The sequence below is a fragment of the Streptomyces violaceus genome, from assembly GCF_036014075.1.
In the GTDB taxonomy this organism is placed as follows: domain Bacteria; phylum Actinomycetota; class Actinomycetes; order Streptomycetales; family Streptomycetaceae; genus Streptomyces; species Streptomyces violaceus.
Map to the genome: position 1 here is coordinate 2,086,463 of NZ_CP107911.1, position 20,123 is coordinate 2,106,585.

Annotated in this window: 19 protein-coding genes; 5 read left to right on the forward strand and 14 right to left on the reverse strand. The window is 71.7% G+C overall.

From position 1 onward, the window contains the following. Nucleotides 1–42: 42 nt before the first annotated feature. The 4 genes from OG542_RS09335 to OG542_RS09350 form a co-directional block, all read right to left on the reverse strand. Nucleotides 43–942 (reverse strand): ABC transporter permease, encoded by a 900-nt coding sequence (locus OG542_RS09335; protein ID WP_328409839.1) that lies wholly within the window; start codon nt 940–942, stop codon nt 43–45. Continuing rightward, nucleotides 932–1,900, reverse strand: a complete 969-nt coding sequence (locus OG542_RS09340) for an ABC transporter permease (RefSeq protein WP_328409841.1) — start codon at nt 1,898–1,900, stop codon at nt 932–934. The genes OG542_RS09335 and OG542_RS09340 overlap by 11 nt, the downstream gene beginning before the upstream one ends. 20 nt (nt 1,901–1,920) lie before the next feature. Beyond that, nucleotides 1,921–3,507: an ABC transporter substrate-binding protein gene (locus tag OG542_RS09345; RefSeq protein WP_328409843.1), complete on the reverse strand. Its 1,587-nt coding sequence runs from the start codon at nt 3,505–3,507 to the stop codon at nt 1,921–1,923. 117 nt (nt 3,508–3,624) lie between these two features. Continuing rightward, complete coding sequence (locus OG542_RS09350) at nt 3,625–4,065, reverse strand: DUF6299 family protein (RefSeq protein ID WP_328409845.1); 441 nt, start codon at nt 4,063–4,065, stop codon at nt 3,625–3,627. Nucleotides 4,066–4,308: 243 nt separating this feature from the next. Between OG542_RS09350 and OG542_RS09355 the strand changes: the two genes are divergently transcribed. Then, nucleotides 4,309–4,503, forward strand: a complete 195-nt coding sequence (locus tag OG542_RS09355) for a DUF5999 family protein (RefSeq protein WP_193476516.1) — start codon at nt 4,309–4,311, stop codon at nt 4,501–4,503. 12 nt (nt 4,504–4,515) lie between these two features. Here OG542_RS09355 and OG542_RS09360 read toward each other — a convergent pair whose 3' ends face one another. Next, complete coding sequence (locus OG542_RS09360; protein ID WP_328409849.1) at nt 4,516–4,914, reverse strand: RidA family protein; 399 nt, start codon at nt 4,912–4,914, stop codon at nt 4,516–4,518. Continuing rightward, nucleotides 4,911–6,038: an acyl-CoA dehydrogenase family protein gene (locus tag OG542_RS09365; protein WP_328409851.1), complete on the reverse strand. Its 1,128-nt coding sequence runs from the start codon at nt 6,036–6,038 to the stop codon at nt 4,911–4,913. The genes OG542_RS09360 and OG542_RS09365 overlap by 4 nt, the downstream gene beginning before the upstream one ends. A 127-nt stretch (nt 6,039–6,165) precedes the next feature. Here OG542_RS09365 and OG542_RS09370 point away from each other — a divergent pair, with 127 nt between their 5' ends. The 3 genes from OG542_RS09370 (at nt 6,166) to OG542_RS09380 (ending at nt 9,268) form a co-directional block, all read left to right on the forward strand. Beyond that, nucleotides 6,166–7,788, forward strand: coding sequence for an AMP-binding protein (locus OG542_RS09370; RefSeq protein ID WP_328409853.1), 1,623 nt, complete (start codon nt 6,166–6,168; stop codon nt 7,786–7,788). A gap of 15 nt (nt 7,789–7,803) precedes the next feature. After that, on the forward strand, nt 7,804–8,616 hold the full coding sequence (locus tag OG542_RS09375) for a PaaX family transcriptional regulator (protein ID WP_311128200.1): 813 nt from the start codon (nt 7,804–7,806) through the stop codon (nt 8,614–8,616). A gap of 82 nt (nt 8,617–8,698) precedes the next feature. After that, nucleotides 8,699–9,268, forward strand: a complete 570-nt coding sequence (locus OG542_RS09380) for a cysteine hydrolase family protein (RefSeq protein WP_328409856.1) — start codon at nt 8,699–8,701, stop codon at nt 9,266–9,268. Between the two features lie 10 nt (nt 9,269–9,278). Here the strand turns inward: OG542_RS09380 and OG542_RS09385 are convergent, their stop codons facing one another. Beyond that, nucleotides 9,279–11,654: a bifunctional salicylyl-CoA 5-hydroxylase/oxidoreductase gene (locus OG542_RS09385; protein WP_328409858.1), complete on the reverse strand. Its 2,376-nt coding sequence runs from the start codon at nt 11,652–11,654 to the stop codon at nt 9,279–9,281. Next, complete coding sequence (locus OG542_RS09390) at nt 11,639–12,466, reverse strand: enoyl-CoA hydratase family protein (protein ID WP_311128197.1); 828 nt, start codon at nt 12,464–12,466, stop codon at nt 11,639–11,641. The genes OG542_RS09385 and OG542_RS09390 overlap by 16 nt, the downstream gene beginning before the upstream one ends. A 309-nt stretch (nt 12,467–12,775) precedes the next feature. Between OG542_RS09390 and OG542_RS09395 the strand changes: the two genes are divergently transcribed. After that, nucleotides 12,776–13,243, forward strand: a complete 468-nt coding sequence (locus tag OG542_RS09395) for an ATP-binding protein (RefSeq protein WP_311128196.1) — start codon at nt 12,776–12,778, stop codon at nt 13,241–13,243. Between the two features lie 7 nt (nt 13,244–13,250). Here the strand turns inward: OG542_RS09395 and argF are convergent, their stop codons facing one another. From argF to OG542_RS09425, 6 genes are all read right to left on the reverse strand, one after another. After that, entirely contained in the window at nt 13,251–14,258 is a 1,008-nt protein-coding gene (gene argF, locus OG542_RS09400) for an ornithine carbamoyltransferase (RefSeq protein WP_328409862.1), read from the reverse strand. Nucleotides 14,259–14,319: 61 nt separating this feature from the next. Further along, the gene (locus OG542_RS09405; RefSeq protein ID WP_311128195.1) at nt 14,320–15,543 is read right to left on the reverse strand and encodes an arginine deiminase; all 1,224 of its coding nucleotides are present in this window, start codon (nt 15,541–15,543) and stop codon (nt 14,320–14,322) included. A gap of 119 nt (nt 15,544–15,662) precedes the next feature. Next, entirely contained in the window at nt 15,663–17,372 is a 1,710-nt protein-coding gene (locus OG542_RS09410; protein ID WP_328409864.1) for an HEXXH motif domain-containing protein, read from the reverse strand. Between the two features lie 85 nt (nt 17,373–17,457). Beyond that, a complete protein-coding gene (locus tag OG542_RS09415) occupies nt 17,458–17,691 on the reverse strand; it encodes a hypothetical protein (protein ID WP_328409865.1) in 234 nt (77 codons plus the stop codon). 66 nt (nt 17,692–17,757) lie between these two features. Further along, nucleotides 17,758–18,867 (reverse strand): effector-associated domain 2-containing protein, encoded by a 1,110-nt coding sequence (locus OG542_RS09420; protein WP_328409867.1) that lies wholly within the window; start codon nt 18,865–18,867, stop codon nt 17,758–17,760. A 44-nt stretch (nt 18,868–18,911) separates the two neighbouring features. Then, a complete protein-coding gene (locus OG542_RS09425; RefSeq protein WP_328409869.1) occupies nt 18,912–20,063 on the reverse strand; it encodes a hypothetical protein in 1,152 nt (383 codons plus the stop codon). Nucleotides 20,064–20,123 lie beyond the last annotated feature (60 nt).

Consider the following 20,123-nt stretch of genomic DNA (forward strand, 5'->3'; position numbering starts at 1 on the left):
CCACCGCGGCGACGTCGCCCGGCCCGGTTTCGACTCCGGTGCTCACAGCATCAGCTCCGATCGATGGCGGGGATGGATCCGCTCCCGCCATGCTCCGGCGAGGCCGGCGATCGCGAGGGTGGGGACGATGAGGAACAGGCCCGGGAACAGGGTCGGCCACCACTGCCCGGCGAGCAGGGAGCCGCGGGCCGTCTGGATCAGGGTGCCGAGGCTCGCCGTGTGGGTGGGCAGTCCGAGTCCGAGGAAGGACAGCGCCGACTCGTGCCACATGGCGTGCGGCACCATCAGCACGGCGGCCAAAGCCGCTTGGGGAAGGACGGCGGGCAGCAGATGCCGGACCGTCACCCGCCACCGGGACGCCCCGCCGGAGACCGCGGCGTCGACGTACGGCCTGGACCGCAGGGACAGCACCTCGGCGCGGACGATCCGCGCGGTGGACAGCCAGTGGGTGAGCGCGACGGAGATGACCACCGGCCAGACACCCGGGCGGAACATCGCGACGATGAAGATGCCGAGCAGCAGATGCGGCACGGACGAGAACGCGTCGACCACCCGCATCAGCGCACGGTCGGCCCAGCCGCCCAGGGCACCCGCCGTCGCGCCCACGGCGGTACCGACCACCGTCGCCGTCAGTGCCGCCGCCACTCCGACGAGCAGCGAGACGCGCAGGCCGTAGACACAGCGCAGCAACAGGTCACGGCCGACGTCGTCGGTGCCGAAGGGGTGGGCCCACGAGGGCGCTTGGAGCTTGGCGGCCAGGTCGACGGCCTGCTGGTCGAGCTGTACCAGCGGCGGTACGAGCAGCACGGCGAGGACGGTCGCGCCCACCAGCACGGCGGAGGTGCGCACGCGCAGCGTGCGGGTGGAGCGGCGTCTCGGGCCGTGCGAGCGCCACTCGGTCTCGGCCGGGGCGCCGACGGGCGCCGGTGCGTCACATGTCACTGAGCTTCACCCTCGGGTCGAACAGTCCGTAGAGCAGGTCGGCGAGCAGGTTCCCGGCGAGGACGGCGGCCGTGGCAAGGGTCGTCAGGGCGGCGAGCAGCGGGAAGTCGACAGCGGTGGCCGCCTCGACGGTCGCGGCGGCGATGCCCGGCCAGCTGAAGACGCTCTCCACCAGCAGGGCCCCGGTGATGAGTTCGGGCACGCGGGAGCCGATCAGGGTGAGCACCGGCAGCACCCCGGAGCGCAGGGCGTGGCCGAGCAGGACGGTGCCTTCGCTCAGGCCGCGTGCGCGGGCGCCGCGTACGGGGTCCTCCGCCAGGGCGTCCCCGACGCCCTGGCGGACGTAGAGCGTGAACCAGGGCAGTTGGGAGACCGCGAGGACCCCGGCCGGCAGGACGAGGTGGTTCGCGACCTGTCCCGCGGTGACCTGTTCGCTGGCGGTGTCCGTCAGACCGCCCGCCGGGAGGACGTCCCACTGGAGGGCGAACAGCCAGACGGCCAGCAGGGCGATCCAGAAGACCGGGGCCGCCTCCAGGGTGTAGGCGAGGGAGGTGACGATCCGGTCGAGGAGCGACCCTGGCCGACGGGCGGCGAGCACGCCGAGGAGCGTGCCCACCAGTACGGCGGCGGCGAATGCGACCGCGCACAGCAGCGAGGACCACACGAGCCGTTCGCCGATCACCTGGGCGACCGGCTGCCGCAGCACGCTGGAGTGGCCGAGATCGCCGGTGAGCGCGGAGGTCAGCCACTGCCACCAGCGGGCGGCGAAGGGCTGGTCCGCGCCGAGGTTCTCGCGCAGCCGGTCCAGGGTCTGCTGGTCGGCGCCGAGCGCGGCGGTTCCGGCGTACGCCTTGACGGGGTCGAACGGGGAGGCGGCGGCGATGGCGAAGACGCCGAAGGTGACGACGAGCAGGACGGGGACGGCGAACAGCGCCCGCCGTCCCGCCAGCCGTGCCATCGCTCCCCAGGGGAGACGGTTCACTGCTTCGGCTGCCAGTCCTCGATGTTCCACCAGGGGCCGCTGGCGAAGCCGTGCTCGTGTGGTTCGAGCTGGGTGCTCAGGCCGTCCCAGCGGTCGGCCAGGACGTAGAGGTGGTCGATGTGGGTGAGGAAGGTGTAGCCGGGGTCCTGCACCAGGGCGCGCTGGAGCTTGTCGTAGGCGGCCTCGCGCTCCGCCGGGTCCTGGCTGCGGCGGCCGTTGTCGAGGGCGCGGTCCACGGCCGGGTTCTCGTAGCGGGCCATGTTGTTGAACCCGTCGCCGGCGAGGGAGGAGTGCAGCAGGGTGTACAGGCCGAAGTCGGGGTCGCCGGTGCTGCCGAAGCCCGCGAGGACGGCGGTGTCCTTCATCCGCGGCTCGATGACCTCCCAGGTGGCGCTCTGCGCCCTCACTTCGATGCCGGCCTTCTTGGCGTCGGAGGCGTAGGCGAGGGCGTGGTCCTGGCGGACCTTGTCGCCGGAGGGGTAGAGGAGGGTGAAGGACGCCCGCTGTCCGTCCTTGGCGCGGATGCCGTCGGCGGTGGGCTTCCAGCCGGCCTCGTCCAGGATCCTCCTGGCCTTGCCGAGGTCCTGGGCGCGCTCGATGGCCTTGGTGAAGGCGGGGTCGTCGACGGGCAGCGGCCCGTACGCCGGGCGGCCGGCCCCGTCGAGGATCTTGCCGACCATGGCCTCGCGGTCCACGGCGGCGTCGAGCGCCTGCCGCACGGCGCGGTCGCCGGTGACCTTGTTCGGGGTGGGGAGGGTGACGGCCCGGAAGTCGTAGGACCTTGCGTCGTGGGTGCGCTTGCCGTCGTCGCTCTTGAACGTGGCGGCGAGGTTGGGCGGGAGGACCGCGCCGTCGAGGTCGCCGGAGCGCAGCCGGGTGGCGCGGACGTTGTCGTCGGCGATGACCGCCATGGTGAAGGTCCGCACCTTCGGTTTGGCGCCCCAGTACCGAGGGTTGGCCTTGAAGGTGAGCTTCTCGCCCTTGCTCCACTTCGAGAGGACGTACGGGCCGGTGCCGACCGGCTCGGTGTTGAAGGAGCCGGTGTTGGGGTCCTGCTCGCCGGCGAGGTGCTCGGGGACGATGGGCAGAACGGTGCGGGCGGCGAAGGCGGCGTAGGGGTACTTGAGGGTGAAGACGACCTTGTCGTCGCCGCTCACCCGGACCTCCTTGACGGCGTCCAGCTCGCTCTTGAAGGTGTTGTTGGTCTTGGTGTCGAGAGCGGTCCGGTACGTGTAGACGACGTCGGCGGCCGTCAGGGGCTCGCCGTCGCTGAACTCCACCCCGTCGCGCAGCGTGTAGGTGTACGTGCGGCCGCCGTCGGATATCTCGGGGAGCGCTGCCGCAAGGGCGGGCTTCAGCTTCAGATCGGCGTCGCGGGCGAGCAGCCCGTCGAAGATCTTGGAGTTGCCGTCCTTGCCGTAGCCGAGCAGCGGGCTGAGGGTGTCCGGCTCGGAAGCCACCCCGATGACGACGGACCCGGACTTGGCGTCGTCCCGGCCGCCGCTGCCGGGGGCCGAGCAGGCGGTGACCGCCGCGGCCAGCGCCGCCGTGACGGCGGCTCCTCGTATCCGACGGGTCGACATATGACCTCACCCCGTTGTTGCTGTAGTCATGCTCTTGCATAGACCTCGCAATTAAACAGTCAAGGAGGGCCTCCGCGCACCACCGCGGTGCGGGAGGCCCAGGTCACCGGCTCGTGCTCAGCGCCGGGTCAGGCTGATGTCCCGTCCGTGGACCGCGTGGAAGCTGGGCAGCGGCAGGCCGCTGAAGGTGCGCAGTTCCATCAGGGTGGCCTCGACGTGGGCCGCTCCGGGCGCGAGTACGCCCGGCGTGGGCCGGCCCGTGTTCACCCAGCGGTGCTTCACGCCGTCGCACACGGCCCGGGTACCACCGATGCCGTAGCGGGTGGTGGAGACGCCCTGGCTCACTGAGGAGCTGACGAAGACCGGGCCGATGGCGCTCCGGCAGCGGTAGGTGCCGGTGAGGGTGACGGTGCCGTCGGCGGTGATCCGGCCCACCGAGTCGACCGTCACGGTTTCGTACGGGGCCGCGGCGGACGCGGTGGCGGGTGCCGCGGTGGCACCGGTGAGCAGGAGCAGCGCGGCACCGGCCGTCGTGCCCAGCAGGGGACGTACACGCATGGGGGGAACCTCCCGGAAGGAGTGGTTTTTTGTTCCACTCGTACCCGGCACCCGGGCCCACGCCCGAGCCCCTCACTCCTTCGGCGGTGAGGCCGCACCGACCGTCGTGGAACCGTCCTGGGAATGTCCGGGGCGTGTCACGCTTCCCTGCGGGCCGTTCCGATGTGTTCGAGTCGGGAGCATGGTCTGTACGTAAGAGTCATACGAATCCTCCGGATGGCCCTACCGACGTGGAGGTGCGCCATGTGTGCCCACCAGACCCAGTGCCCCGCGACCGACTCCTTCGCGGCCCATGTCGTCGCCGCCCACCCCGAGCAGGGCTGGAGCCTGCTGTGCGACGGCGCGATCGTCTTCGACGACACCGGTGAGCTGCTGCCGGACGGGCGCGTGGTGGAGCCGCACCGGGTGACGGCGCAGCGGCTGGCCGTCGCGGCCTGACCGGGACCGTCCCTAGGGCAGCACCGCGAAGCCGTCGAGCTCGACCATCGCCTCTTCGTCCCACAGCCGGACGACCTCGACGACGGCCATGGCGGGGTAGTCGCGCCCGGCCGCCTCGCGCCACAGCCGGCCCAGTTCGGGGGCGTGGGCGCGGTACGCGGCGACGTCCGTGGCGTAGACGGTGACGCGGGCGAGGTCGGACGGTGTACCGCCGGCCGCCGTGAGAGCGGCCAGCAGGTTCGCCAGCGCCTTCGCGAACTGTTCCGGCAGGGTCCGCCCCACCACCTTGCCGTCGGCGTCGAGGGCGGTCTGACCCGCCAGGAACACCACCCTCGACCCGGAGGCCACGACGGCGTGGGAGAAGCCGGCGGGCGGGGACAGGTCGGGCGGGTTGACGCGCTCGGTGGTCACCGGGCCTCCTGGTGGGCGTACAACTCCTTGGCGATGATGCCGCGTTGCACCTCGCTGGCCCCCTCGTAGACGCGCGGCGCGCGCACCTCGCGGTAGAGGTGTTCGAGCAGATGACCGCGTTGCAGCGCCCGGGCGCCGTGCAACTGGACGGCCGTGTCGACGACGTACTGCGCGGTCTCGGTGGCGAGCAGTTTCGCCATGGCGGCGCGCTGGGGCACGTCCGGGGCGCCCGCGTCGTACGCCGTCGCCGCCGCGTAGACCATCAGGCGGGCCGCCTCCGTGCGCAGGGCCATCTCGGCGACCTGGTGGGAGACGGCCTGGAGGTCCTTCAGCTTGCCGCCGAAGGCGTCCCGCCCGGCGGTGTGGGCGAGGGTCGCGTCGAGGGCGGCCCGGGCCATGCCGACCGCGAAGGCGCCGACGCTGGGGCGGAACAGGTTGAGCGTCCCCATCGCGACCCGGAACCCCCGGTCCACCTCTCCGAGCACGTCCTCGGCCGTCACCGGTACGGCGTCGAAGTCGAGCGCGCCGATGGGGTGCGGGGAGAGCATGTCGAGGCCGGTGCCGGTCAGCCCCGGGCGGTCGGCGGGCACCAGGAAAGCCGTGACGCCCCGGGCCCCGGCATCGGGGGCCGTCCGGGCGAAGACGGTGTAGAAGTCGGCCTCGGGGGCGTTGGAGATCCAGCACTTCTCGCCGGTGAGGCGCCAGCGGGCCGGGCCGTCCCGTTCCGCTCGCAGGCTCAGCGCCGCCGCGTCCGACCCCGCCCCCGGCTCGCTCAGCGCGAACGCCGCGACCGCCGTTCCGTCGGCCACCCGGGGGAGCCAGCGGGCGCGCTGGGGGCCGGTGCCGTGGGCGTGGACCGGGTGGGCGCCGAGGCCCTGGAGGGCGAGGGCCGTCTCGGCCTCCGTGCAGCCGCGGGCCAGGGACTCGCGCATCAGGCACAAGTCGAGGGCGCCGGAGGTGAAGAGCCGTTCGAGCAGGCCCAGTCGGCCGAGTTCGGCGACCAGCGCGCGGTTCACATGCCCCGGTTCCCCCTTCTCGGCCAGCGGGCGGAGCCGCTCGGCGGCCAGGGTGCGCAGCTCGGCGCACCAGGCGAGTTGTGCCGGTTCGAGCGAGAATGCGGTCATCGCCGGTCCCTTCTCCGCCACCCTGCTTCCCGGCTGGGCCACTCCGAGGCTATCGCGGACCGTTGACTGTCGTCACCAACACGATACGCTCCAGGGGCGAGCCCACCACGCCAAGGGGGCGAACCGTATGAATCCACGGGACACGGCGCACGTCGACACCTTCGCCCGCGACCATCTGCCACCCCCGGACCACTGGCCCGAGCTCCGTTTCGACCTGCCGGAGCTGCGCTACCCCGAACGGCTCAACTGCGCCGCCGAACTGCTCCACGGACCTCCCGACGACCGGCCCGTGTTCCTCACCCCCACCGGTGAGCCATGGACGTACGGCGAGCTGCGCGCCCGGGTCGACCGCATCGCGCACCTGCTCACCGGTGACCTCGGCGTCGTCCCCGGCAACCGGGTGCTGCTGCGCGGCCCCACCACGCCGTGGCTCGCCGCCTGCTGGCTGGCCGTGCTGAAGGCGGGTGCCGTGGCGGTCACGGTGCTGGCCCAGCAGCGCCCGCACGAACTGGGCACGATGTGCGAGATCGCCCGGGTCCGGCACGCGCTGTGCGACATCCGGGCCGTCGACGACCTCGCCAAGGCCGAGATCCCGGACCTGCGGATCACCACGTACGGCGGTGACGCCCCGGACGACCTGCTCAACCGCCCGGCGCCCGGCACGCCGTACGAGGCCGTCGGGACGGCGGCCGACGACGTGGCGCTGATCGCCTTCACCTCCGGCACCACCGGCCGCCCCAAGGGCTGTATGCACTTCCACCGGGACGTGCTGGCGATCGCCGACACCTTCTCCCGTCATGTATTGAAGCCCCGCGCCGACGACGTCTTCGCCGGCAGTCCGCCCCTGGGCTTCACCTTCGGGCTCGGCGGGCTGGTGGTCTTCCCGCTGCGGGCCGGGGCGAGCGCCCTGCTGCTGGAGCAGGCCGGCCCCAGGCAGCTGCTGCCCGCCATCGCCCGGCACCGGGTCTCCGTCCTGTTCACCGCGCCGACGGCGTACCGCGCGATGCTCGACGAGCTCGACGGCCACGACGTCGCGTCCCTGCGCCGCTGCGTCTCCGCCGGCGAGAACCTGCCAGCGGCCACCTGGCGGGCCTGGCACGAACGCACCGGCGTGCGCGTCATCAACGGCATCGGCGCCACCGAGCTGCTGCACATCTTCATCTCAGCGGCCGACGAACGGATCCGGCCCGGGGCGACGGGCGTTCCCGTACCGGGCTGGCACGCGCGTGTGCAGGACGCGGACGGCCGGCCGGTGCCCGACGGGCAGCCGGGGCTGCTCGCCGTGCGCGGACCGGTCGGCTGCCGGTATCTCGCCGACCCGCGGCAACGGGAGTACGTGCGCGGCGGCTGGAACATCACGGGCGACACCTACGTCCGCGAACCCGACGGCTACTTCCGGTACGTCGCACGCGCCGACGACATGATCATCTCAGCCGGGTACAACATCGCCGGACCCGAGGTCGAGGACGCGCTGCTGCGGCACCCGGACGTGCTGGAGGCGGCGGTCGTCGGACGGCCCGACGAGGCGCGCGGGCAGGTCGTGGTGGCCTACGCCGTCCTCAAGGAGGGCGCGGAACGGGACGCCGGGGCGCTGCGCGGCTTCGTGAAGAGCGAGCTGGCGCCGTACAAGTGCCCGCGCGAGATCGTCTTCCTGGACGCGCTGCCGCGCACCGCCACCGGCAAGCTCCAGCGGTTCCGGCTGCGCGGCGCGGGAGTCCCGGACGGCGGCACCGCGGGCGACCAGGATTGATCCGTACGACCTAAGATGATCAACGTGTCCGACCAGCATGCACCACGGTCTCTCATCGTCACGCTCTACGGCGCGTACGGCCGCTTCGTACCGGGCCCCGTGCCGGTAGCCGAACTGATCCGGCTGCTGGCCGCGGTCGGTGTGGACGCCCCGTCCGTACGCTCCTCGGTGTCGCGGCTCAAGAGACGCGGACTGCTCGTGCCCGCCCGCACCGCGCAGGGTGCGGCCGGGTACGAACTGTCACCGGATGCCCGGCAGTTGCTCGACGACGGCGACCGGCGCATCTACGCCACGGCACCGCCCGAGGACGAGGGCTGGGTGCTCGCCGTGTTCTCCGTGCCGGAGTCGGAGCGGCAGAAGCGGCACGTGCTGCGCTCCCGGCTGGCCGGCCTCGGTTTCGGCACGGCCGCTCCGGGCGTGTGGATCGCGCCCGCGCGGCTGTACGAGGAGTCCCGGCACACCCTCCAGCGGCTGCGGCTCGACGCGTACGTCGACTTCTTCCGCGGCGGCCACCTCGGCTTCGCGCCGACCGCCGAGGCCGTCACCCGCTGGTGGGACCTGGCCGCCATCGCCAAGGAGCACGAGGCGTTCCTCGACCGCCACGGGCCCGTGCTGCACGGCTGGGAGAAGCGCGAGGACACCCCGCCCGAGGAGGCCTACCGCGACTACCTCCTCGCCCTGGACTCCTGGCGCCACCTCCCCTACACCGACCCCGGCCTGCCGTCCGCACTGCTCCCCCGGGACTGGCCCGGGGAGCGCTCGTCGGCGGTGTTCCGGGGGCTGCACGAGCGGCTGCGGGACGCGGGGGCGGGGTTCGCGGGGGTGTGAATCACGTTAGGCCCGCCAGACCACCGGGTACTCGGCAGGACCTTCCCCGAACCCGCACCACACGCTTCACTCGGGAGACGCCATGGAACGGCCGGCAGGCCCGACGCGGCCGGCTCTGATCGTGGTCGACATGATCAACACGTACGACCACGAGGACTCCGAGCTGCTCGTGCCGTCCGCCGAACGGGTCGTGCCCGTCATCGCCGAGCTGATCGGCCGGGCCCGCGAGGCGGACGTGCCGGTGGTCTACGCGAACGACAACTTCGGACTGTGGCGCTCGCACCACGGAGAGCTCGTGGACACCGCGCTGGCCCGGCCGCACGCCGACCTGATCGAGCCGATACGACCGGACGACCAGTCCCTCTTCGTGGTGAAGGCCCGCCATTCGGTCTTCTACGAGACACCCCTGGCCTACCTCCTGTGGAGCCTGGGCGTCGGACACGTCGTGCTGACCGGCCAGGTCACCGAGCAGTGCGTCCTCTACTCGGCCCTGGACGCGCACATCCGCCATCTGGAGGTCACGGTGCCCAGGGACGCCGTCGCCTCGATCCACCCGCATCTGGCGTCCGCCGCCCTGGAGATGATGGAACGCAACATGGGCGCCCGGATCACCTCTGCGAAGGAAACGGACTTCACGCTCAGCACTTCCTGAAAGCCGGGCCTCACAGGCTCAGCCGCGGCTTCGGGGCGTCCGTTCGGCCCGTCTGGGGCCGGCGGCTGCCCGCACGGTACGGGGCGGGCCAGGCGACACCCGGGCCCGTGTAGCCCTGTTCGGCCGCGGCGTGCAGGGTCCAGTGCGGGTCGTAGAGGTGCGGGCGGGCCAGGGCGCAAAGGTCCGTGCGGCCCGCCAGGATCAGCGAGTTGACGTCGTCCCAGGAGGAGATCGCGCCGACCGCGATCACCGGGACACCGGTGGCGCGGCGGATACGGTCCGCGAACGGCGTCTGGTACGACCGCCCGAACTCCGGCCGCTCGTCCGCCACGACCTGCCCCGTCGACACGTCGATCGCGTCGGCGCCGTGCGCGGCGAAGGCCCGGGCGATCTCGACGGCGTCCTCGGCCGTGGTCCCGCCCTCGGCCCAGTCGGTGGCGGAGATGCGCACGGTCAGGGGGCGCTCCCCCGGCCACACGTTCCGTACGGCGTCGAACACCTCCAGCGGGAAACGGAGCCGCTTCTCCGGCGAGCCGCCGTAGGCGTCGGTCCGCCGGTTGGTCAGCGGGGAGAGGAAACCGGAGAGCAGGTAGCCGTGGGCGCAGTGCAGTTCGAGCAGGTCGAAGCCGGCCCGGGCGGCACGGCAGGCGGCTGCCGTGAACTGCTCACGGATGTCGGTGAGCTGGGCTCGGGACAGCGCGCGCGGGGTCTGGCTGTACGGCTTGTACGGGAGCGCCGACGCGGCCACGAGCGGCCAGTTGCCCTCCTGGAGGGGCTCGTCCATGCCCTCCCACATCAGCTTCGTGGAGCCCTTGCGGCCACTGTGGCCGAGCTGCACGCCGATCGCGGTGCCGGGAGCCTGGGCGTGCACGAAGTCGGTGATACGCCGCCACACCTCGGCCTGCCGGCCGGTGTAGAGGCCGGCGCAGCCGGGCGTGATCCGGCCCTCCTCGCTGACACACACCATCTCGGTCATCACCAGCCCCGCCCCGCCCAGCGCCCGCGCGCCCAGATGGACGAGGTGGAAGTCGCCGGGGACGCCGTCGACCGCCGAGTACATGTCCATGGGCGAGACGACGACCCGGTTGCGCAGGGTCAGACCGCGCAGCCGGAACGGGGTGAACATCGGGGGCGTGCCGGGCGGGCAGCCGAACTCGCGCTCCACCGCCTCCGTGAAGCGCGCATCGCGCAGTCGCAGGTTGTCGTGGGTGACGCGGCGGCTGCGGGTGAGCAGGTTGAAGGCGAACTGGCGGGGCGGCTGGTCCAGGTACAGGCCGAGGTTCTCGAACCACTCCAGACTGGCGCGGGCCGCGCGCTGTGTGGAGGCGACGACGGGCCGCCGCTCCGCCTCGTACGCGGCGAGGGCCTCCTCCAGCGAGTCCCGCTCCTCCAGGCCGGCGGCCAGGGCCAGGGCGTCCTCGACGGCGAGCTTGGTGCCGGAGCCGATGGAGAAGTGGGCGGTGTGGGCGGCGTCGCCGAGCAGGACGACGTTGCCGTGCGACCAGCGGTCGTTGACGACCGTGCGGAAGGTCGTCCACGCCGAGTTGTTGGACCGCAGGGGGCGGCCGCGGAGTGCTTCCGCGAAGATCTTGCCGCAGCGTTCGATCGACTCGGCTTCGTCGAGCTCGTCGAAGCCGGCCTCGTGCCAGACCTCCTCGCGCATCTCGATGATCACGGTGGAAGCGCCGGGCGCGTAGGGGTAGCCGTGCAGCTGCATCACGCCGTGTTCGGTTTCGGCGATCTCGAAGCGGAAGGAGTCGAAGGGGAAGTCGGTGGCAAGCCAGATGTAACGGCAGCGGTGGGTGGTGACCTGGGGATGGAAGACGTCCGCGTGGGTCTCGCGGGTGGTGCTGTGGATGCCGTCCGCGGCGATGACCAGGTCGTGGGTCTGCGGGAGGTCCTTCGGGGCCTCGGTGTGGAAGCGGAGGGCCACGCCGAGTTCGCGGCAGCGGGTGTGGAGGATCTCGAGGAGCCGTTTGCGGCCGAGGGCGGCGAAACCGTGGCCTCCGGAGGTGTGGCGGGTGCTGCGGTGGACGACGTCGATGTCGTCCCAGCGCACGAAGTCCCGCTGGAGGGCCTCGTAGACCTGGGGGTCGGCGTGTTCTATGCCGCCGAGGGTTTCGTCGGAGAGGACCACGCCGAAGCCGAAGGTGTCGTCGGGGGCGTTGCGTTCCCAGACGGTGATGTCCCGGGTGGGGTCGAGGCGTTTGAGGAGGGCGGCGGCGTAGAGGCCGCCGGGGCCTCCGCCGATGATTGCCACGCGTAGGGGGTGGCTTGTGTCGTTGTGCGAGTGCGGGCCGGTTGTGGCCGGTCGCGCCCCGCGGCGGAGCCGCATATCGACACAGCCCCGCGCCCCTGAAGGCGAAGCGCTCACCGTCCGCTCCATTTCGGGGGGCGTTTTTCTGTGAATGCCGCGTGGAACTCCGCGTAGTCCTCCCCGGTCATCAGGAGGGCCTGAGTGGAGGCGTCCAGTTCCACTGATGCCGCCAGGGGCATGTCCAGCTCGGCCGTCAGCAGGGCCTTCGTCTGGGCGAAGGCCAGGGCCGGGCCGTCCGCCAGGCGGTGGGCCAGTTGTTGTGCGGCCTCGTCGGCTCCGCCCTCCTCCGTCAGTTCGCTGATCAGGCCGATGCGCTCGGCCTCGGGGGCCCGGACCGGGTCGCCCAGCATCAGGAGGCGGGTCGCGTGGCCAAGGCCCACGACCCTGGGCAGGAGGTAGGCCGCGCCCATGTCGCCGCCGGACAGGCCGACCCGGGTGAAGAGGAAGGCGAAGCGGGCCGAGGGGTCGGCGACACGGAAGTCCGCCGCCAGGGCGAGCACCGCTCCGGCGCCCGCCGCCACCCCGTGCACCGCCGCGATCACCGGGAAGGGGCACTCCCGGATGGCGCGCACCACCTGGCCCGTCATGCGGTTGAAGTCCAGGAGCCGGGCGGTGTCCATACCGAGCGTGGCGCCGATGATCTCGTCGACGTCGCCGCCGGAGCAGAAGCCGCGTCCCTCGCCGGCCAGCACCAAGGCCCGTACGGACCGTTCCCGGGACAGCTCCGCGAGCAGATCCCGCAGGTCGGCGTAGGCGCCGAAGGTGAGCGCGTTGAGCTTCTCGGGGCGGGCCAGGGTGACGGTGGCGACGCCGTCGGTGAGATCGACGCGCAGGTGCTCCCAGCGGGGGGTGCGGGCGGCGGAGCCGGTGAAGGGACTCATGACGTGCGGCCTCCTCGGGCGGGCACTGTCTCACTGAGCTCTACCCCACGAAGCTATCACTCATCCGTGACTGTCGTCATGAGTGCGCGATAGACCGTTCGGGTAGGACTTCTGTGTGGATCCGGGGTGACCCGGGCCGGTTACATCCGTCACAGATCATCCACACCGGCGTAACGGCGGGAGCAGCGGTGCGCGGCACCGCGTTCACCTGGGTAAGCCGTCCGGCAAGGGGGCGAAGGCGCCCCCGGCGACGGCCCCTCGGACGCCTCTGAAGAGCGGCGCCGTACCATTCATCAGGTTGAAAGCAGGATGTCCTGCTCCATGAACGGACCCGCCTTGTACGAACTCCCCTCAGCCCCCGCCTCCTGGCGCATCGCGCTGCCGCACACCGTCGCGGCCGTGCCCGTGGCCCGTGCCCTGGTCCGTACGGCGCTGGCCGAGCTGGAGTACGGGGCCGACTGCGACACCGCGGAGCTGCTCACGGCGGAGCTGGTGGCCAACGCCGTGGAGCACACCACCGGTGAGGCACCGATAGAGCTGGTGGTGGAGCTGATGCCGTCGGGATGTCAGGTCGAGGTACACGACACCGACCCGGCACCGCCCGGCGATCTCACCCGCCCGGCCGGCGGGCCGCCCGACCCCTGGCAGGAGCACGGGCGCGGGCTGCTGCTGATCCGCACGCTGAGCTCGTCGTGCGGGCACCGGCCGACCGAGTCGGGCAAGGCCGTCTGGTTCAGGCTGTCCGCGGTACCGGCTCAGCGGCGCCGGTCAGCGTAAGGCCCGTTCAGGCCAGGGTCGCGACCAGGACCGCCTTGATGGTGTGCATCCGGTTCTCCGCCTCGTCGAAGACCACCGAGTGGGCCGACTCGAAGACCTCGTCGGACACCTCGAGGTACGCCAGTCCGTGCGACGCGTGGATCTCGCGGCCGACCTTGGTGCCCAGGTCGTGGAAGGCGGGCAGGCAGTGCAGGAACCGCACGTCCGGGTTGCCGGTGGCGCGCAGGACGTCCATGGTCACGGCGTACGGGCCGAGGGCGGTGATGCGCTCGTCCCAGACCTCCTTCGGCTCGCCCATGGAGACCCAGACGTCCGTGGCGACGAAGTCGGCGCCACGGACGCCGTCGTCCAGGGTCTCGGTGAGCGTGATCCGGGCACCGCTGCTCTCGGCGAGCGCGCGGGCCCGGTCGATGACCTCCTCGGCGGGCCAGTAGGCCTTCGGCGCGACCAGACGCACGTCCATGCCGAGCAGAGCGCCGGTGACCAGGTAGGAGTTGCCCATGTTGAAGCGGGCGTCGCCCAGGTAGGCGAAGGAGATCTCGTTCAGCGGCTTGGCGCAGTGCTCCGTCATGGTCAGCACGTCGGCCAGCATCTGGGTGGGGTGCCAGTCGTCGGTGAGGCCGTTGAAGACGGGCACACCGGCGTGGGCCGCCAGCTCCTCGACCTTCTGCTGGCTGTCGCCCCGGTACTCGATCCCGTCGTACATCCGGCCCAGCACCCGCGCGGTGTCCCTGACCGACTCCTTGTGACCGATCTGCGAGCCGGACGGATCGAGGTACGTGGTCGAGGCGCCCTGGTCGGCGGCCGCGACCTCGAACGCGCAGCGGGTGCGGGTGGAGGTCTTCTCGAAGATCAGCGCGATGTTCCGGCCCCGCAGGTACTGGGCCTCGGTCCCGGCCTTCTTGGCGGCCTTCAGCTCGGCGGCCAGCTCGACCAGACCGCGGAACTCCTCCTCGGTGAAGTCCAGCTCCTTGAGGAAGTGGCGGCCGGCGAGGGCGCTCGGGGCTGTCGCCATGGGGGCGCTCCAGGGATACGGGGACACAGACTCCTGGAATACTATACGAAGCTCAGCATGTCTATACGGGCTCCCTCTCGACGGGACAGCTCATGCAGCGTGGCCCGCCCCTGCCCCGCCCCAGCTCGCTGCCCGGGATCTCTATCACCTCGATGCCCTGTTTGCGCAGGTGGGTGTTGGTGGTGGCGTTCCGTTCATAGGCGACCACGACGCCCGGTTCGACGGCCAGCACATTGCAGCCGTCGTCCCACTGCTCGCGCTCGGCTGCGTGCACGTCCTGGGTGGCGGTCAGCACCCGGATCTCGTTCAGGCCGAGAGCGGCGGCGATCGCGCGGTGCATGTGCTCCGCCGGATGGTCGGTGACCTTCAGCTCCTTCTCGCCGACGCCCGGCTCGATGGTGTACGAGCGGAGCATGCCGAGGCCCGCGTACTGGGTGAAGGTGTCGCCGTCGACCATCGTCATCACGGTGTCGAGGTGCATGAAGGCCCGCCGCTTGGGCATGTCGAGGGCCACGATCGTCTCGGCGGAACCGGCCGCGAACAGCTTGTGCGCCAGCATCTCGACGGCCTGCGGTGTGGTGCGCTCACTCATACCGATGAGGACGGCCCCGTTGCCGATGACCAGTACGTCCCCGCCCTCGATGGTCGACGGATAGTCGGCCTGTCCCTCGGACCACACACGGAAGGTCTCGTCCCGGAACAGCGGGTGGTACCGGTAGATCGCCTCGAAGTGCACGGTCTCGCGCTGCCGGGCGGGCCAGCGCATGGCGTTGATGGAGACGCCGTCGTAGATCCAGGCGGAGGTGTCGCGAGTGAAGAGGTGGTTGGGCAGGGGGTCCAGCAGGAAGTCGTCCAGGTCCATGACGTGGAAGCGCACCGAGGTCGGCTCCGGGTGCCCGTCCAGGAACTCGCGCTTCGTCATGCCGCCGACCAGGAGCTCGGCCAGTTCCCGCGCGGGCAGGTTCTCGAAGGCGGCTCTCAGGTGGTCGGTGGCCAGGGGGCCGTACTCCTTCTCGTCGAAGACCCGGTCCAGGACGAGGGTTCTGGCCGCCGGGACCTGAAGTGTCTCGGCCAGGAGGTCACCGAAGAGGTGGACGGCGACGCCCCGGTCGCGCAGCACGTCGGCGAATCCGTCGTGCTCGGCGCGGGCCCTGCGCACCCACAGCACGTCGTCGAAGAGCAGCGAGGTCTTGTTGCTGGGGGTGAGCCTTTTGAGCTCGAGATCGGGCCGGTGCAGGATGACGCGGCGCAGCCGCCCGGCCTCGGAGTTGACGTGGTATGCCATGCCTCCATCCTGACCATCGCAGCGCCGGTTGACGCGCTGCTCGCGCGTTTCCACGAACTCTTGTTTGTGTCTGCCTGACGACAATCAGCTGGGCCGGGACGCCCCCGCCCATCCCACGGTCAGCCGCTGGGCAGCGGCTGGAGCAGTTCCGGCCGGGCCAGCATGCGCCGCGTCGCCCGGCCCGGGTCGAGCACGGCCCGGGCCACGATCCAGCCGGCCAGGGCGTGCGGCTCGGCAGGGTCGGCGGCCAGCTGTCCGGCGTACCCGGCGAGCGCGGCTGCGGCGTCCCCGGCGGCGAGCTGCTCGTCGGCGGTGCGCGGGGCGACGGGGCGGGCGGCGAAGGCATGGGTGCGGACATCGGGCCAGGAGGCGCGGTCGGCGCGGAAGCGGGGGCCTTCGGAGCCGGAGGAGGGCGGGGCGACATTGCGCAGGCGCCACTCGGTGCGGTGCAGTGCCGCGGCCGTCCTGGCACGGGTGAGCGCGGCGTACGGGACCGGTTCGCGCAGCCAGCCGTCGAGCGTACGGGCGAGCCCCGCCACGAGGGCCCGGCCCTGTGGGGTGAGACACCCCTCCACCAGCAGAGTGCGTACGACGAGCCGGCTCTGCAGGCGGCGCAGCGCGAAGTGGTACCCGGCCGTGTCGGCCGCCTCCTCGTCCCGCGCCACGGCCATGCGGTCCCGCCAGAAGCCCGCGACACCGGTGAAGGCGTACGCCCCGTGCAGCAGACCGGTGAGATGCCGCGGGTCGGGCCGCCAGGGGGCGTAGTAGCACTCCTCCCGGTCGTCGTCGAGCAGCGGGAAGAGGTGCAGGAGGGCGGCCAGTTTGCTGTGCTGGAACTCGTGGACGAGGGTCTCGGCGAGCGCGAGCGGGCAGGAAGGGCGGGCGATGACCATGGCGCCGAAGGAGTCGCCGCTGGTGGCGGACACCCGCACGGTCGGCGGAGCGGGGGGCGTCGTGCTGGTGCGGCCCCAGGGCACGATGGCGCGGATCGAGGCCGGGTCCAGCCGTCCGGGCCCGGTACCGCCCGGCAGGGCGAGCAGGGCGACGGCCTCTTCGAACAGCCGTTGCCAGGTTTCCGCCTCCGCCGCGTCCAGCCTTGCCGGAGGCAGAGGGTCGTCGAGGTCGCGGTAAGGACCAAGATCGTCGAGAGGGATGGGGACGGGGCCCCCGGGACCGCTGTGGGTCAGAGTGCGCAGGGGGAGGAAGGACGTCGTGGGTGTCGGAGACGGCCCGGAGGTGCCGACCGGTAGTGGTAACGCGCTCGGGCGGGTCGTTGAGGACGTGGTACAACCGTCCCGATCCGTTCCCGTGAGTGTCAGTTCTCCGTCACTAGTACGTGCTCGACCGACCGACGATCCGGATGCTACGTCCGGGAGTCCGGCGAGCCCCAGGCCCGGCAGGTACAGCTGCCCGTCCGTGAGGGGTACTCGGAGGTCCGCCACCGTACCGGCATGCAGGGCCGCGGTGACAGCCAGCGCGCAGAGCTGTCCCGCTTCCGCCCACACCGGGGGACCGTCCGCGGTGCCGTGCAGCCGGCGCAGCAGGTGGGCGATCCAGCCTCCGGTGGCGGGCGCCAGCAGCATCCGGTCGACGGGCTCCGGCGCCAGCGCGGCCGACTCCTTGATGACGCGCCAGGCCTCGGCCGGCGGAGTCAGCGGCGACGGCAGTCCTTCGAGGCGGTCCAGCAGCGTGCGCAGGAGTAGCAACCGGCGTGCCCGCTCGGCCCGTTCGAGAAAGGCCACGGCCTGCTCGGAGCCGCCCCCCTCAGCCAGCTCCATGAGGAGCCGCACAGGCATGCGGAACGGCGACCCTGTCGGCTCGCTGGTCATGGGCAGAAACCTCCGGCAGGACAGGCGCACTTGGCCCGGTCAAGGTACTCGGGTCCGGTGAAGGGCCCAGCGCGGCGGGCGGGGGCTATTCGGCCCGGGCAGTCCCTTCGCCGCCACCTGTCATGCTGCTGCGCGCCCGCAGGACCTCGGTGAGAAGACGCGCATCGGACCGGAGCGGATCCAATGCGTCCACGGCGGTGAGGGGCAGACCCGACAGATCAACGAGATCCGATTCCCATTCATGGGCTTGGCCCGTACCGGAGGACGACGACTCGGGGACGGCGGTATCAGCCCTGTGGTGGGTGGTCGACTGCTCCACGGTGTCTCCCCCTTCTCGGTCCATGGTGGCACACAGGGCACCAGGGCCCGTGCGCAGTCCGCCAGATCATCGCACATGGTGCCCCCTGTCTCCGTGTCTGCTGCCCGACCGGGCGAGCAGGCGCAGCGCGGTGAACAGTTCGGACTGTCTGTCGGGGTCGTCATCAACGAGAGTCACGGCGTCGTACAAGTCCCAGAGCGCCTCAGGCCGTCGGCGGACGAGCGACGTGATGATGCCGACCGCGTCGGTCCGGGCCTTGCTGTGCCGAGGCAGCGTTCTGACGAGGGACGGGCTCAAAGCCGCGACCACGGCCTGCCGTTCGATCGGGTCCTCCATCAATGGGTAGGCGAGCAGCGCTTCCACCGCCCGGAGCAAAGCAGGGACGGACCGCTCCCCCGGCCCCGGGGCGTCGTCCGAGACGGCCAGATCCTCCGTGCGCCCTGGACCGCGGAGTTGTATCTCGGGGTGCTGGAGGGTTCGCCCGGCCTCCCGGAGCACCGCGATCCGCTCCCGGACCTCGTCGAACAGTTCCTCCGGGTCGGGCACAGCGGGCAGGACGTCCGCATGACGCACCAGGATGTCGAGGAGTCCGTCCGAGAAGAGACCGGTGGCCCGGACGGGATCATTGGCGGCTCTTCTGCCCCGGCCCGCCGCTCGTATCAGCGTCTGCCGGTGGGTGAGCGTGCGCCGTCCGGCCGGCAGAGCGTCGGACGGCAAAGGGTCGCGGAAGGCAAGAGCCTCCTCGAACGTTTCGCACGCGTCCACGATCCAGAGCTGCTCGGTGAATCCCGGCACGGCGTCACTGGCGTAACGGGCAAGCGCGGACTCCAGGTCGAGGCAGACCTTGTCGCTCGTGGTGGCATCCGAGCAGAACAGCCGAGTGTGCCCGGCCCGGTCGAGGACCCCGTGCCCACCCCACCACACCCAGAGGACCTCTCCGTGAGCTTGTGCCAGTTCCCGCACCAGGGTGCGGCGCAGCGTGGCATGGTCCGCGGGCCGGTATTCGACCTGTGGTTCATAGGACGGCAACGGCGCCAGGTGCAGGCGCAGCTGATGCTCGGGCACTCCCGCCGAACGCAGCATTCGATGGAAGGCGACGGCGTCACGGGCGGGCCCGGGCAGATCCCAGGCGGAGCCCGCCTCGTACGCCTCGATGCCTACGATCAAAGCGTGCACCCGGGCAGGGTCCACAGGCAGTACCGGCGGCCGGTCGCGGCCGGTCACGGGAGGCGCTCCGCGATGCTCCGGTACACATCCAGGTTGGTCCAGTAGGCGCTGTGGGCCGCCGGGAAGGGCTGGCCGTTGTCGACGGGCGTATCGGTGATCCGGCCGGGAAAGAGACGAGCCCCGACGTAACTCAGCAGGTCTCGGGGGTCGTACAGGTTCAGCCAGTCGGGGAACTGCGCGGGCAGTTCTTGGGGGTGAGTGAGAGACGGCAAGGAGCCGGATTCGTAGAGGAAGGGAGCCTGGGAACCGACGGTCACCAGGAGCCGGACCTGCGGCAGTGGAGCGGCGACGAGGGTGTCGAGGGCGATGATCCCGCCGAGACTGTGCCCGATGAGCGCTACCGGGGGGTGCAGGTCCGCGACCAGGTCGCGCAGTTCCGTGCGGACGCCCTCCCCTCGGCAGAGGTAGCGCAGCACGTCGCCCGCCGCCGGATGGGCGGCTTGGCTGAGCGCGTGACGGCGCGAAAGGACGACTCTCGAAGCCACGGCTCCCGCCGTCCCCAGCAGGATGGTGCGCAGGCCGCGTTCGAATCCCCTGGGTCCCGCGCCGAGGTACCGCGCGAGGCTGTCGAGGAGTTCATCACGGCTGCGGCCGTCCGGAACGAGGGGATGACCGGCGTCGAGGGCTGTGGTGACCGCCTCGGCGACGAGGGCCCGGGCCGCGAGGACGGCGAGTTCGTCAGCGGATACGGACGCCGCGGCGGGGCCGAGGAGTGGGTGCCCGTGCAGACGCGCGGCGGCGTCGGCCACCCCGGCGGCCAACTCGGGTGCGACGTCGCTGGCTTCGGCTCTCAGTGTGGTGAGGCGGTCCTGGAGCCGCTGTTCCGGGAGTACTGAGCCCGGTGGCCGCTCACCGGGCCGGTGCGCCGCCGCGAGACGCAGTTCGGCGTCTGGGTCGGCGTAGAGGGCGGCCCAGGCCGCCGCCGAGTCGTCAGGCAAGCCGCCGATCCCGCGGTCACCGCCTGCCTCCGGCGGGATGCTGGCTCCTCCGGCGGCGAGTTCGGCGCCGTGGGTATCACCCCAGTAGTAGGGCACGAAGCGCAGGTCGTCGCGCAGAGCGGTGAGCCCGGCGGTGACACGTCCGACCAGCACCGAAAAGCCTGTCCGGCGCACTCCTGTCCCGTGCACGAGCACCACTGTCGTCATGAGCCTTCTCTCTGCTCTTCCGGTGAGGAAGCAATTCCGGGGTGCGGGTGGTCGTCGGCA